Below are 14790 nucleotides of genomic sequence, written 5' to 3'. Positions count from 1 at the left end.
CCTGAATGTTCTACCTTTCCGTCCCCCAATAGACCAGCACCAACAGACCAATAGACCAACTTATGCGCTTCCTCCCCTGCTTCCTGTTCCTCCTGCTTGCATCCTGCGGCCCCGCCCCCGAAAACGTTACTGATGCCAACGCGCCCCTCATCGACTCGGCGACCATCGACCGGCACCTGGCCGAATTAGCCTCTGACCGGTACGGCGGCCGCCTACCCTTCAGTGAAGGTGAAACCCTCACACTGGATTATCTGGAGACAGAGCTACAAGCGCTGGGTTTATCCCCCGGCAACGGTAAAGGTTATCGCCAGGAGGTGCCGATGATCGAAATTATCGGAACCTCTGCGGAAACGATCGAAATAAAAGCAAAGGGTAAAAACCTGCTTTGGAAGCTCGGGGCGGACTACATGACCTATAGCGACAAGGCGCAAGAAGAAAACATCGTGACTCAATCAGACATGATCTTCGCCGGGTTCGGCATCGTAGCCCCGGAGTACGGCTGGAACGATTACGAAGGGTTGGACGTAAAGGGAAAAACCGTTGTCGTGATGGTCAATGACCCCGGCTATTACACCGAAGACACCACGCTCTTTAAAGGCAAGGAAATGACCTACTACGGCCGTTGGGATTATAAGTACGCCGAAGCGGCCAGGCAGGGTGCCGCAGCCTGCCTGATCATCCACGAAAAAGGTGCGGCTGGTTACCCCTGGTTCGTCGTTGAAAGCTCGTGGTCCGGAACCCGCCTGACACTGGAAGAGGACGGCAGCCCGAAGCTTGACCTTGCCGGATGGATTACACTCGACGCTGCCAGAAAATTGTTTGCCACTACCCGACCAGACGTTACCGGATGGTTCGGACTGGCCACCAAACCCGGGTTTACCGCCATCCCTTTGAACACCCAATTGAACACCTGGGCAAAAAACGAGCTGCGCCGCGACAAATCCAACAACATCATCGCGACCCTGCCCGGTGCGACCAGGCCAGAAGAATACATTGTCTATACCGCCCACTGGGACCACATCGGCGTTGGTCCCGCCGTCAACGGCGACTCGATTTACAACGGCGCCCTCGATAACGCTTCGGGTACTTCCCAGCTATTGGCCATTGCCGAAGCTTATACGAAGCTGCCCGAGCCCCCGGCCCGGACGGTAGTTTTCCTCTTCGTCACCGCCGAAGAGCAGGGACTTTGGGGCAGCGACTACTACGTCCGGAATCCGATCTTCCCATTGGCGAAGACGGTCGCCAACATCAACATCGATGGCATCAACCCCATCGGCCCGGCCAAAGACCTGACCATTACCGGCCTGGGGCATTCGGAAATGGATGACCTGGCCGAAACTGAAGCAAAGGCGCAGGGGCGCTACGTCCAGGCTGACCCGGAACCAGAGAAGGGCTACTTCTACCGATCTGACCACTTTAATTTCGCCAAAGCCGGCATCCCGGTGTTATACGCCACTGGCGGCTACGAACACGCGACGCTGGGCCGCGACTATGCCAAAGGAAAGCAGGATGAGTTCGTCGCTACCCGCTACCACCAGCCATCAGACCAGTATGCTCCAGGTGATTGGCCGCTCGGCGGCGCTGTGCAAGACGGGGAACTGTTATTTAAGCTCGGTCTTGGCCTGGCGAACGGTGAAGGTTGGCCGAAGTGGGATAGGGGGTCGGAGTTTTACCGCGAGCGGTAAATTGGTGCTATTGGTGCTTTGGGCTGTAAGTCCTTTGTCGAATTAATCCGCGATTAAGACTGGCAGGCCACCAGGCTTCTCCTATTTCATTGCTTCAACAAACGTCTCTACCGCTTCGTTGATCACCTTAAACTGACGATCAAGCGAACCGATGAAGTTGTCGGGCTTGTCGATAAACATTTCTACGGTGAGCCAAACGTTATCGTTAACGGCGTAAGCCTTAGCCACTTTTTTAGTCTTATTAACCTCATTGACGGCTTTCAAAACCTTGAGGCGTTCCAACTCTGACTCAATAGGCCAGATGTTAGGCATTACCAGGCGATAGAATTCGGTATCGTTTTCATTGACCTCCAGAAAATAGGAGCGGTCTTGGTATTCGAACTCGATGTCGCCATCACCGTCGACTTTTCCTTCGACTTTGATCTGAGCAAGGATGCCGATGAAGAGCTCCTGCAGGTCGGATTCGGATTGTGCCGCCAGTGGAAGGGTAAAGCCGGTGGCAAGAACAAGTGTCATAAGAATTAAACGAGAAAATTTCATTACTAAGTCCAATTTAGGGAATATGAGAGTATGCCTCATCCTGACCATTTACACTGGTAGTGAAATAAGGACAAGCCAATATTATTAAGGGTAAAGGTAGTGCTGGCAAAACTTCAGGTAAAATACCTTAGCCTCTACCTATACTATTCCTACTTACAATTACCATTCAGGAATGCTGCAATTGGGTCTTCCCGTCCAGCAGTAGGCCGCATGGCTTCTCACAATTAACACGGATCAATGGTCAACAGGACCAGCACTTACTCCACCGTACTACCAAGCATGACTTTGATCTCCACCTCCCGTTCATCCCGGATGACATTCAGCCGAACGGATTCTCCTGGGTTATACTTTTCCATCTCCAGAAAAACTTCAGTATTGGTACGGACGGGCTTGCCGTTAATGCCCAAAAGCACATCACCCAGCACCAGGTTACCCCGGTCATCCCGGCTGATACCGCGAATGCCGCTGATCGCTGCCGGGCCGGAGGGAGAAAGCTTATAAAAGGCCAGGCCCGCACCGCGGTTCAGCATATAAAATTCGGCCCCCAGGGTAGCACGGCGGATTTCGCCGTAGCGAATCAGGTCGGGGATTACGGAGCGAACTACATCCACAGGGATGCTAAAACCAATGCCCGCAGAAGCACCGGATGGACTGTAAATGGCGGTATTCACGCCGATCAGCAGCCCTTTACTGTCGAGCAAAGGCCCACCTGAGTTACCGGGATTAATGGCTGCGTCGGACTGGATTACTCCGGCGATGGGAACGTTGGCCTGGCTATTGATCTCACGGTCGAGGGCCGAGACAATGCCCGTCGTCAGGGTTTGGTCGAGGCCAAAGGGGTTGCCAATAGCATAGACCGATTGCCCGACGCGAACGCCTTCGGAAGTCCCGACAGGAATGGGCTGCAGCTCCCGCGCCGGAGCGTCTACCTTAAGTACGGCGAGGTCTTTTTCTTTGGCTACGCCCACCAAGGTGGCTTCGTAACTTTCACCGCCAGCCAGCGTGACGATCGCTTTACTAGCTCCTTTGATCACGTGGTAATTGGTGATGATGTGCCCCGAATTATCCCAAACAAAACCTGAGCCGGACCCCGCCTCCACTTCCGTAACGTCGCGCGTCCAGAAACTGCGCCGTTGGGCCTTGGTGGTGATGTAGCAAACGGATGGTGAGGCCTCTTCGAACAACTTGATAGTATGCAGTTCTGAGGGCGTATAAGTGAGGGCCTCTTCCGGGGTCATGGCCGTAAACTCCGGGCTACTCCCCCGATTAACGGAAAGCGTTTCGGTAGTTGCCACCGTCTGTTCAGTAGGCGGGGCCGCAGGTGCAGTGGGGAAGACGTACCGACCGGCGGCGAAGGCCGCCAGGACAATAACGAAGGATAGCAGGAAATTCTTCACGTTCTGGATGTTTTGTCTGGTCATCTATAACGCAAAAAAGCAAGGGTTGAGTTTAATCGAAAAGGTTAATAAACCTTAACGAATCGTGTACTTCAGCCCCGTTAGCTGAAAGGGGAAGCGAATCACGTAAATACCCGTTTCAGTGCCTGGGAGCGGATTTTGACCCTCCACCAGATCAAACGCACCGATCGTTTTGCCCGACGCATCGTAGATGATCGCTTGCGAGGGTCCTCCGGCTGGCACGACCAATACTGCTCCTTCCACTCCGTATTGCACCTGCGGCCCCGCCTCCGAAAACTCCGTCGAGGGTGCCGCTGCCATCCAAGCGCTCCAGTTGGGTAAACCGTCAGCGTCAAAAAACCGAAGACGGTAGTAGAACCATTCGTTTTGGCGGACAGGACGGTGCTCCACGCTCCCGAATAAGTCGCCGGTGCTTTGAACAGACTTCAGTAAAGTAGCCGTTTCCCGAGCGTAGCCGCCGTGCAACTCCACCTTGCCAGTCGCATCGCTCCCAATCTCCCAACTAATACGGTGAAGGCCTTCGACTGTTTCTAATTCGGTATTAAGTACCGTTACCGGCAAACTCATCGGCGCTGCCTCCACGAGCCAGCAAAGAGCGTCGGACAGGTGCTGCCTGAATTCATTATTTGCATCCGTATAGTTCTCTCTTTTGTGCCCCAGGGTAGTGTAAAAAGAGCGCGCACCGGAAGGAAATTCCTGGTACCAACTAGCTGGCCGTATTGCATCGTAGCTGTTGGAGCCCGTGGAACGAACCTCCAGCACGGGCACGATGTTGGCCACCAGGCCAGTGTCCGGCCAGTAATAATATTCCTCCTCTTTCATCCACGGGTCAGGGAGGTTGGCGGTACTGGGATGTGTCCCGACCTTATCCATTGTGCCCATGAAATTATTGCTCGTATGCGCGGGAGAGTTCCGGCGGGAGCCACCCATCAACTGCGTATAGAACGGATAGCTGGCGTTACGGTACATGTCGGTAGCCGCATGGATACCGAGCACGCCACCGCCACCAGCCACGTAGCTTTCGAGGTTCATTTTCTGAGTTGCAGAGAAAGAGATGTTACCACTGGTATTGGCGAATACGATCACTTCATAGTTCATCAGGGTAGCCAGGTCATCAAAAGCACTTTCGCTATCACTGTTTACCACCGTGAAATTTTGCGCTGCCCCAATTTCCTCGAACATCGTCCGGCTTTCCGACTTAGTTCCGTGGTTAAAGCCTTCCGTCCGGGTAAAATGGAGGATTTGAAACGAAGTGGTGCCACCACACGCTACCTGAGCAAAGAGGTCTGGGGTAAAAAAAAGCAGGGCAAAAAGGGCAAATAATCGATAGTCCTTCAATAGTTGTTTCATAGTGAAAGCAGGTTTTAAAACTCGTGAAAAAATGATAGGCCTTAGCGACTATATAAATTTAGATTTTAAGGCGACTATTGGGAAATACCACCCGGGAGCAAACCAAATTGTCGTACTGACCCGGCGTAAGCACTCCAGTGCTACGGGTCAGTACGACAATTTGTTTACTCCCTACCGCTCTGGTTAAGGCCTGACAGGTCACTAGTGACTTGTCAGGCCAATTTTGCCACACAATCTGCGGCTCCTTTCTTCGGCTGCGTACGCTGTCAGGCAATAACCAGGTAACAGATGAGGCAACCAGGATCAGGACGATACTTTCCCTGCAAGTAGCCCAATGCGTTAGGCTAACAACGACTCTGAGGAGGGATAAGACTTACCTTATTCCAAAACCACCCGTTTTACACGTGGCTCCTTCGCTCCTTCCACCATCAGCAGGTATACTCCCCTGGGCAGCCCAATTACCGATAACGTATTGTTGGTTCCGGTGACTTCTTTGGATCTAACATGTCGACCGAGCAGGTCAACTAAAACTACCCGCCGGGTAGCTTCCTGGCCAAAGGCCAAGTGAATGATATCGCTTGCCGGGTTAGGCCACACACTAAAATTATCCACAAAGTCAAGGGTTATTATCCTTGAAAACGTCTCTGCTCTGTCCAGGTCAACCATTCGCAGGCGATAGTAATGCCGTGAAGCAGTGGTACTTTCATCCTTAAAATCATAGTTGGTTGTTGCAGTGGTATTTCCGGCCGCACCGACTTCACCGATTTGATGGAAACTGCGGCCATCCAGAGATCGCTCTACAATAAAGCGATCAGCGCCGTTCTCCGTAGCGGTTGACCAGTTTAATATGGCAGTTGTTTTTTCGGCCCGGCCGGAGAAATCAGTAAGGGTAACGGGCAAAGCAGTAATACCGAGGCAATCGGTAGTTTCCGAACTACCAGCGCAGTTGCACCCATCGTCCCAGGAGTCATTGAAGGTGGCTGCGTCTCCGTCATCACAGGGGGTACCGGGTGTACAGGCTGTGGAACAGTTGAGGGCGGCGGCTCCCATCGTCGTTGGGGCGGCGGAATTGGGGGTTATTATTATCCTATCGAGTTGAATGCCGGGCTCCCGCACCGCAAATTCTATGACATTAACCCCTGCCGTCAACTCAAAAGATACCGGACTGACGTTGTCGCCGCTTTCCCACTGGGCCACCTGCTCCCAGACGTAGCCGGTATAGCCGTAATCAAACCCTACCTTGTTCCATCGCGTCCAGGTTGAGCTACAACCGGTACGAACCCAAAAGGAGTCGTCGGCATCAGCCGTAGTACGAACGCGGGCAAAGATGTTATACGTCCCTGGGTTGACGACAGCAACGCGGAAGGTAACGCGGTATTCTTCGCTGGCAGAAACGTTGGCGGTAAAAATATCGTTACCGGTTGGCGTCAGGTAACTCCCATTACTCGCAGCAGGATCAGCGACCTCGGTCCATCCACTACCGAAGGTGGAGCACTCTGCTTCCAGCCAGTAATCATTCGCCCCGGGAACTGGGGTACCTACACAGTTACAGTTAACGTCGATGACGTCGTTAGTGGTGTCAGGGTTACTGTCATCACAAGGCATTCCGGAAGTCCTATTGTCACAATCGTCGCAGGTGTCGGGAACATCGTCGTTATCGGCATCAGCGAGGTCATTTTCGCCGGGGCATTGGTCTTCGGCATCACAGACCGTATCGGCATCAGCGTCAGCGAAGGTGCCCACACAATTACAGTCTGCGTCAATCAGGTCATTGGTCGTGCAACTGTCTCCGTCGTCACACGCAGTACCAAGAATACAAGCATTTATTTCGATGAGGGCTGCCCAGTCGTTATTATCCGGAGCGGTGATACTATTGGTGATGTCGATTGGGCCGGAGAGGGAACCGTCTCGGGGGTTGTACCAGCGCACCTGCCATACCGTATCGCCACCGGTAGTTGGCAGGGTTATGTCGGTACTGCCACCGTCAGGCAGGTAAACAGCGTAAGCCTGATTATTGGCGTTAAGGACCCAGTCATCGTTGGCTGAAGTCAGCTCATCATCATTTATGACATTGGGCAGATAGGCCTGGAAGTAGGTCTGGAAGAACCGAAGGGCGATCGCTGCGTCGGTATATTTCTCCTCGCGGCTACGATGGTCCTGACATTCGAGATCTCCGCAACCGCTTTGGTAGCCATAATAGAATTCGGTGCCTGCCCCACCAGCCATAAAGTTGGCCCAGACTACCCGGTGGCGGGTAAGTTTACGGTCTCGGGGGTCACTATCCACGCCGATGTTCGCACTGCCGGGTTCATCAACGGCCACTACCCATTTCTTACCGGCGTTAGCGGATTTCTCCACCCAGGTTTTGGTATCACCGAAGTTCTGGGACTGCGCGTTGCTGGAGGTTTGCAGAGACAGGCCCGTATATTGCGAGGCAGTATCCAGTAAGGGAGTGTACACCTGGTCTTTCTGACCAGGATAGGTATGAAGAACGCGAAGGTGATTGTAGGGGTCGGTTTGGGCGAAGTACGCCGCCATATCTTTCCGTTGCTGGGTGGTCTGGGTATTTTCCTCGCCCATATTCCAATTCAGCGCAAGGTGATGGCTAAAGCGGGCAATGAGTTCGCGATAGTATAGTTTGCGTTCGCGGCCCACGTTACCACCGTCCATCAGCTGGTCGTTCTCCGTTTCTTGAAGCTTGAAATGGAGGTACATCCCCTTCACGTCAGCATAGCTGAAGATGCGCTCCCACTGAGCCGTACGACTAACATCAAAGCGGTCGTGGTGGAGTTCCTGCCAGCTGTTATTACCACCGTAGTTTTGCCCTGCGATGAGTAGGTGAGGGAAGACATTGTTGTCGTCTCCCTGCGTATTGAAGGTAAGAAAACTGAAGGCGTTGACGCCTACGGTTGAAAGGTAATTGACAACGCCGAGCAGCTCGGAGCCCTTACCGTTTTGCCAGGTGTATGGCGCTGCCTCGGCAGCGAGGTAATCTTGCTGATGGGGTTGCCAGGTTTTACGACGATTGCCCTGATTGGGCACCTCGTCAAAGTCCTCGTAGGCGAGGGTATTTTCCGGCGCGTCCGCGCCGGCTTTGACGAACCACTCTCCGGTTTCGGCATACTGGAGGTAATGCTGCCCAACATACTGTAAACGGCCTTTCCCCCGGTGATCCCGCCCAGTTTTGTCGGTTGCCGTTACGGTGAAGGAACCGGTGGCTCCATCAAAAAATCCAGCGGGAGTACCACCTTCATTGACGGCTACGTCATTGCCCGTGGTAAAGGCCGCAGACCAGGACCAGTCGCCGACGGTATCCGGAGCGAAGTGGACCCGCCATTTATTTCCAGCAGTGGCACTGGTTTCAGCCGCGTTACCGTCGGCGGCATAATAACCGGGCACGACGTAAGATTTCTCCCCGTTGGTGAAGGTGACGTCGAGCCGGTAATCGGCAAATGGGTTAGGGCTGGCCTCCTCCGAAGTCGCGGGGCCATCGAAAGTCAGCTGCACGTCGTGCCAGGTCTTGAGTTCCCCCGTTAGTTCGGCAACACCCGTCGTTACGTTCTCTTGTGGAGACTCTGGGTTAGACAGCGCGCGAGCCGTATTGCCGGTGACGCTTGAGTGATACATGACCAGTCGGTCGATGCTGTGGTAAGAAGAACGGGCATTGACCTCGATCTCGTAAACGCCCGGTGCGTCAAAAGTGGCGAAGACGTTGTGCGCGTCGTTGTCGCTGGTGCGGGCGGCCCACTGAAACTGGTTCACTCCTCCCCCATAGATCTTGAAAAAGCCGTTTAGGCTTGATCCGGCCGGGCAGTTGTAGTCCGGGTCGTTATTACAGGCTGGCTTGGGTTTGACCCTGGAGTTGGTTTTTTCGCCGTAGAAATTGCCGGCTCCGATCTTCAGCCAGGAGTCATTGTGTTCCGTACCGTTGGTGCCAAAGCCAACGGCCACCCGCCACTCGAAACGGTAGGTCCCGACGGTAGAGATGTTTACGTAGTAGCGAAGTACTCCGTTTCCAGTCTGGTTGAAAAATTGGCTGCCCGTCCAGTGGATGTATCCCGGGCCAGTAGCTCCGGAGATGGCATTGGAAATTTCCCAGCCATTCAAAGCGGCCACATTTTCAGGCTCGATAACGACCAGGCCGTTTTGTTCGAGGTAGGCAGACTGGGCTTTAGCCCACCCGGGAAATAGAAATAAGCTGCTGCAAAAAGCAAACAGAAGAGAAGCAGTACGAATGAAGTTCACTAAGGGAGTTATTTAAATCGCCATCTCATAAGCATTCCCTTAAGGAAGGCTTACTGCCGGCAAATGAAAATAACTGGGGTGTTGTTTCAACTGAGTTTGGCTACCGACTGGCAGGATATAAATCCATACCGTAGATAGTGAATTCAAAGTTATGCCCAAAAAACATATTTTTTATAAAAATAAGTGAGATTTATTATTTAAAATGCTGAGTATTCAATTTTGCTAAAGTTGGGAACACCAGCCAACGTAGCTTCGTTTGGAGGCTTGACCAAATATCCGGCCAGGACCATACCGGCTAGTTTGGTTCCACAGAAAGGGTAATAATGGGCGGATTTGAAATAAATGATCGAGCCCGCTACTCCCCAATCGGACCAAGTTCTACCCCTTCGCTATAGGCCATCTTAATGCCGGCGGCGGAAAGCGCTGACTTTATCCGCTCGTGTACTGCGAAGGTCCCTTCCCAGTAAGCATCGGGGGAAACGTAAGGCCGTACGGCAATCACCACATTGTGCGTATCAAATGATTCAATACCGATCTCTGGTTCCGGGTCGTGCAGGATGCCGTTGACGTCCTGCAGCGCGTCATGAATGACTTTTTTTATTTTGGGAAAGCTTTCTTCATACCCAAGCATAAGCGTTAGTTCGAGGCGAATATGCCCTTTATCGCTAAAGTTTGTTACCACTCCGCTGATCACTTCGCCGTTGGGCACAATCAATGTCTTTTTACCGGGGGTTACCAGGATGGTGTTGAATATCTGGATTGATTCGACTTGTCCGAAGAACTCGTCGGGTATTTTAATCCAGTCTCCAACCTTATATGGTTTGAAGAGAATGATCAGAATTCCTGCGGCGAAATTACTCAGGCTCCCCTGCAAGGCCAGCCCTACGGCAAAGCTCGCTGCCGCAAGAACCCCTACAAAAGCTGCGACATCAATGCCAAGGACACCCGCCACCGTGAACATCAAAAGAATCTTCAACCCGATGCCGGCTATAGAGCCCAAAAAAGGAGCAAGGTCCGCCCCCAGGCCATTGCGTTGCATGGTCTTAATGGCAATACTGACCAACTTATTGATGATCCGAATGCCGATGAACAGAATTATAATAGCCATCACCACCTTCGGGGCGTATTCGATGACCATAGTGGTGGCGGTTTCCAGGTAGGAGTTAAACTGTTCTGTTTCCATACCGCGAAAGTAGTGAAAGCGTCAGAAAGTTAAGGAGTCAAACAGTTGGATGGTCAGGTAATCAAGCCGTCAGGTAGTAATCACCTCCTAAAACGAACGCAAAGAGCAACCCCTTACGGTAGCTGCTCTCTGACTGTTTGACTATCTGCCTGTTTGACTAGAAGGCTACGTTTTCCGCTTCTGTTTCTTAGCCGCAGGGAACAAGATATTGTTCAAAATAAGGCGGTAGCCAGCACTATTTGGATGAAGGCTGAGGTCGGTTTCCGGATCATTGACCAAGTGTCGGTAGTCGGCAGGGTCATGACCGGCGTAGAAGCTGAAGAAGCCTTCCCCGAAATTGCCATGCAGGTAACGGGCTTCACCTGCGGCTTTGTTTTCTCCGAGAATCAGGGCACTAGATTTGATGTGCTCCTTACGGAAGGCTGTCGTTTGCCCCATAAATCCCTTCACCGTACGGGTATGATTTTGGGTAAGCATTGTCGGTACCGGATCCCACTTGGCACTAAACTCAAAGAGGGAGAAGTAGTCCTCCTTCTCTCCAACGCGACGAGGATTATGATCGATGCTGCTGAATTCGTACTCCAGTGGATTGCGCTGCAGTTTGAAATTCTCAAAAACAAATGTCTTACTAAAGTCCAGTTTCTCCTGGGCATTGGGATCAATCGGGTCACCATCATAATACTGTGCACAGATGTCCACTCCTTCGGCCGCCAGGGCAATATCATAGCTATCTGTTGCAGAGCACATGGCAAACATAAAGCCGCCGCCACCGACAAATTCGCGTACTTTCTTCACCACACCAAGTTTCAGTTGGCTAACCTTTTCGTAACCATTCTCCGCAGCTAATGCTTCCTGGTACTCTACCTGTCGGCGATACCAGGGTGCGGTATGAAAACTGCGGTAAAACCGACCGAACTGGCCAGTAAAATCTTCGTGATGCAGGTGCAGCCAGTCGTATTCGGCAAGTCTATCGCCAAGAACTTCATTATCGTAGACCGTTTCGTAGGGGATTTCGGCATAAGCGAGCACCAGCGTCACCGCATCGTCCCAGGGCTGGACTTTGGTTCCTTTTTTAAAATTGTACTCCGGCGTATAAACCGCGATCTTCGGAGCCTTCTCCAACTTCATCGCGTCCATATTCTTTTCAGGGTTCGCTATGTCCTCCAGAATGGCGTTGAATTTTGCGTCGGGGATCACTTCATATTTTACTCCCCGGGTCAGACACTCACGCTCAAAAGCCCGGCTGTGGGTAAAGGCGAAACTTCCGCCCCGGTAATTGAGCAACCACCAGGCGTCCACCTGGTTTTCGAGCACCCAATAGGCGATGCCATAAGCTTTAAGGTGATCAGATTGCTTTTCATCCATCGGGATGAGCATGGTACTCGCCTGCAGCGCGGCGCTGCCGCAAAGGAGCAACAGGATAAGAGATAGTTTACTTAACGACATATTTGGGGCGGTAAAATTCTTGTAGGGTAAAGATAACGTTTGGGGAAGGCAAATAGTGCCATCGTCAGTAAGTCAAACAGTCAGGTAGATAAATAGTCCAAGAGTCAAATAGTTGCTACCGCATGGTATTACTCGCTGCGTTCGTTTACGCTTTGACTCGTTACACGAATCAAGAGCTAAAATGAGTATTTATCTGTTGAAACAGTCGCGACGGCAATCAAACGGTGAATCCCAAGCTACTTTTGAAGTAGGGGAACTCACTTTAGCTCTTGATCCGCGTTAGTTGACTATCAATCGTTGCCCCAGTCCCGCTGCCCGTCCATCCGCATCAAGGGGTTGGACAAAGTAAAGTCCCGGCCGGACCCCCGCCAACGACAATCTTGTCCGATCCGGCGAAGCTTTCACCCTCACCACCTCCCTTCCGGCAATGTCGTACACCCGATACCCAACTGCGGCGCCTTCAATCGTAGCAGCGACACTGGCCGGATTAGGATATATTTTCAGTTGCTCTGATACCGCGAATGGCTCATCGGTCGGCACCAGTTCTTCTACCTGAAAGTCCCAGGCACCACGACCATAGGTCCCGAAACGTGCAAGGTTCCGGTCATCGAGGAATTCGACCGAGTAGTACCGCATCGTGGGAGCAAACTGGCCGGCCAGATCATACCAGCGCTCTTCATCGACAACGTATACGAACGGCCCCGCCTCGGTAGCGGCAAACAAAAGTGTCTCCGTAGCATTGGCCGTCAGACCATGCACGATGGTCGGTGGCAACCCCTCACTGGCTGGGAAGAAATTTTCACCGCCGTCGGTTGACCGCCAGACCGGAGGATTACTGTAACCGGAGCCGCCCAGCCAAACCGTTTCTTCTTCGGTTTTAGACGCGTGGATCGCCTGTCCGTATAAGTACCAGCCATCGGGAAGGAAGTTGAGCGTTTCCGTCCAGCTGTCCCCCCGGTCCGTAGAAGTAAAGAACCTGCCCTCCGTGGTCGCCACGTAAAAGCGGTCCGGGTTGATGGGAGAATAGGTCATGGCGGAAAGATTACCCGCTCCGGCGTCGATGAAGTCGAAAGGTTTATCCTGGCCAGTCATCTTCCCGAAGTTACCACTGTCTATATCCCGGTCAAGGGTGACCTGCACGAGGTAAGAACCGCTTTTCGCGGTATCGGCACTTCCCCCGGCTACGTACAGTTCTACGTTTCCTCCTATGGTCGGGGGCGACATCATCGGCGTGATCCAGGTAAACTCGTCGGGGCTTTCAATGCGGTAATTACTCCATCCCTCGTTGAAGCCGCCAAAAGACAACACGTCATAAAAAGCATAGATGCTGCCAAAGGGGTAGGCGGTAAAGAATACATTACCCCTCTCGGCAAAAGCCAGGTGCCCGTAATCACCACTAAAGTCCTGGAAACCGCCCAGAATGTCGCGCCGACTGGTTTCATCCTCCTCCAATATCTGGAAGCCCTGATCCTGAGAACCAGCGTAGATGATGTCAGGGTCACCCGGGTTGGTTCTTACGTCGTAGTATTGTGCCACGTTTAAACCCTCATTAGCGACATTATACCACATACCATCCGATGGGTCCAGGCGATTGAGTCCACCGTGGCTGCTCACCAGCATTTGCTTTGCACCTTCAGAATCGGTGATCTCAGTGAGACGCATGATATCGGCGTGTAAGTATTTGGTGATGTCGTCGTAATATTCCCACCAGAAATTTGGTGGAGTAAAGGTCTCTCCGCCATCCCGGCTTACCCAGAGTTCGACGGCGCCGTAGGCAACAAAGTCAGGATCGGAAGGACGGACATAGATCGCCTGATTTCGCCACGGTTTCTTTTCCAGCATCGGCATTTCCCGCCAGCTGACACCATCGTCGTCGCTCCGAAACAACTGATCGTCGGCTTGCATGAAAATTCGTAAACTATCCGTTCCGGGCTGCTTTGCGGCGGAGAGGCGTGCCCTGAAACTGCCCGTAGTAGCAATAGCTAGGTTAGCTACCGAATCGTAACGAATACCCGCTGCATCCTCCTTCATTTCATAAAGAGTGATCTGCGGATCATCGAACATTTTTTTCATCAGAACAAAGGTCCGTTCCACGCCGGGTGGGCGGTACAAGTGGGTGATGGTCTGGTCGCCGGCAGCGGTTGTAAACGGCGGTTGTTTAATGAAGCTGTAGCTAGTACCTCCGTTTCTCGAACGGAAAATCTCATAGCGCCCGTTATCGATCTGCAGGGTAGTAAGCATGGTACTGTCAGCAACCAGCGGGCTGAAAAAATTGGTGAGTTGATCGCCACTTATCCGGTCATTCCCCCGCCGAACGGTAGCGTACTCCCAGTTATCGCCATCATCGGTAGAATACATCGGCCGGTTTTCGGTAAAAGCAATCAGGTTGCGACCAGCCATTGTCGGCACCAGACCGAGGTATTCCTCGCTGAAGTAGATGTCGTGATTCACAAGGGCAAATTCCTCCTTATCGTAATCCATTTGCCAGATGGCACCGCCGGCGGACATGATGAAAAGGTTATTCGGGTCCGTCGGATCCTGCACCACATCATGGATGCTCCCGGCAGTATATTTACTACCACGTTCAAACCATTCTCCGAGTAAGAGGCCGTCGGCAAAGGTTTCTACAGCTTTTCGGCCGGGAGCATTACGACGTTTACGGTGCCGGGCCATGGCGTTACGGGCTTCGAGTTTACGCCAATCGGTGCCGGGCGCAGCCCGGTGAATGGCGGCCTCCCAACGCTCACGAGCATTTTCTTTCTCCTCTCCGTCGGCCTCTCCATCTGCACCAATTTCGATGGGCAGCAGACGCGGCACCTCCTTTACAACTGGTTCACAACCAAGAATCAAAACGGAAAGGGCAAACAACAGGGTAAAAATTCTCATTCCGGGGGCTTTGCGGCTAAGATACTTTAAGACAGAG

Annotated in this window: 8 protein-coding genes; 1 reads left to right on the top strand and 7 read right to left on the bottom strand. The window is 52.6% G+C overall.

What is annotated here, in order from left to right:
- The first annotated feature begins 62 nt into the window (after positions 1-62).
- A complete protein-coding gene (locus B036_RS0115620; protein WP_020569672.1) occupies positions 63-1685 on the top strand; it encodes a M28 family metallopeptidase in 1623 nt (540 codons plus the stop codon).
- A gap of 81 nt (positions 1686-1766) precedes the next feature.
- On the opposite strand, the gene B036_RS32215 is transcribed toward B036_RS0115620, so the two are convergent.
- The 7 genes from B036_RS32215 to B036_RS0115585 form a co-directional block, all read right to left on the bottom strand.
- Complete coding sequence (locus B036_RS32215) at positions 1767-2225, bottom strand: YbjN domain-containing protein (RefSeq protein WP_052333966.1); 459 nt, start codon at positions 2223-2225, stop codon at positions 1767-1769.
- Between the two features lie 257 nt (positions 2226-2482).
- A complete protein-coding gene (locus tag B036_RS0115610; RefSeq protein WP_245557479.1) occupies positions 2483-3622 on the bottom strand; it encodes a S1C family serine protease in 1140 nt (379 codons plus the stop codon).
- Between the two features lie 75 nt (positions 3623-3697).
- On the bottom strand, positions 3698-4993 hold the full coding sequence (locus B036_RS0115605; protein ID WP_020569669.1) for a ThuA domain-containing protein: 1296 nt from the start codon (positions 4991-4993) through the stop codon (positions 3698-3700).
- Between the two features lie 378 nt (positions 4994-5371).
- Positions 5372-9238 carry a DUF5060 domain-containing protein gene (locus B036_RS32210; protein WP_020569668.1) on the bottom strand — a complete coding sequence of 1289 codons (3867 nt, stop codon included), beginning with the start codon at positions 9236-9238 and terminating at the stop codon, positions 5372-5374.
- 355 nt (positions 9239-9593) lie between these two features.
- Positions 9594-10421, bottom strand: a complete 828-nt coding sequence (locus B036_RS0115595) for a mechanosensitive ion channel family protein (protein ID WP_020569667.1) — start codon at positions 10419-10421, stop codon at positions 9594-9596.
- 165 nt (positions 10422-10586) lie between these two features.
- Positions 10587-11867, bottom strand: a complete 1281-nt coding sequence (locus B036_RS0115590) for a hypothetical protein (RefSeq protein ID WP_020569666.1) — start codon at positions 11865-11867, stop codon at positions 10587-10589.
- A 279-nt stretch (positions 11868-12146) separates the two neighbouring features.
- Entirely contained in the window at positions 12147-14753 is a 2607-nt protein-coding gene (locus tag B036_RS0115585; RefSeq protein WP_020569665.1) for a T9SS type A sorting domain-containing protein, read from the bottom strand.
- Positions 14754-14790 lie beyond the last annotated feature (37 nt).

The organism is Neolewinella persica DSM 23188, assembly GCF_000373105.1.
Classification (GTDB): domain Bacteria; phylum Bacteroidota; class Bacteroidia; order Chitinophagales; family Saprospiraceae; genus Neolewinella; species Neolewinella persica.
This window is presented reverse-complemented; position numbering and strand designations above follow the sequence as displayed.

Coding starts and splice junctions, on each gene's coding strand:
- B036_RS0115620 (WP_020569672.1), top strand. CDS start 63: ATGCGCTTCCTCCCCTGCTTCCTGTTCCTCCTGCTTGCATCCTGCGGC.
- B036_RS32215 (WP_052333966.1), bottom strand. CDS start 2,225: ATGAAATTTTCTCGTTTAATTCTTATGACACTTGTTCTTGCCACCGGC.
- B036_RS0115605 (WP_020569669.1), bottom strand. CDS start 4,993: ATGAAACAACTATTGAAGGACTATCGATTATTTGCCCTTTTTGCCCTG.
- B036_RS0115595 (WP_020569667.1), bottom strand. CDS start 10,421: ATGGAAACAGAACAGTTTAACTCCTACCTGGAAACCGCCACCACTATG.
- B036_RS0115590 (WP_020569666.1), bottom strand. CDS start 11,867: ATGTCGTTAAGTAAACTATCTCTTATCCTGTTGCTCCTTTGCGGCAGC.
- B036_RS0115585 (WP_020569665.1), bottom strand. CDS start 14,753: ATGAGAATTTTTACCCTGTTGTTTGCCCTTTCCGTTTTGATTCTTGGT.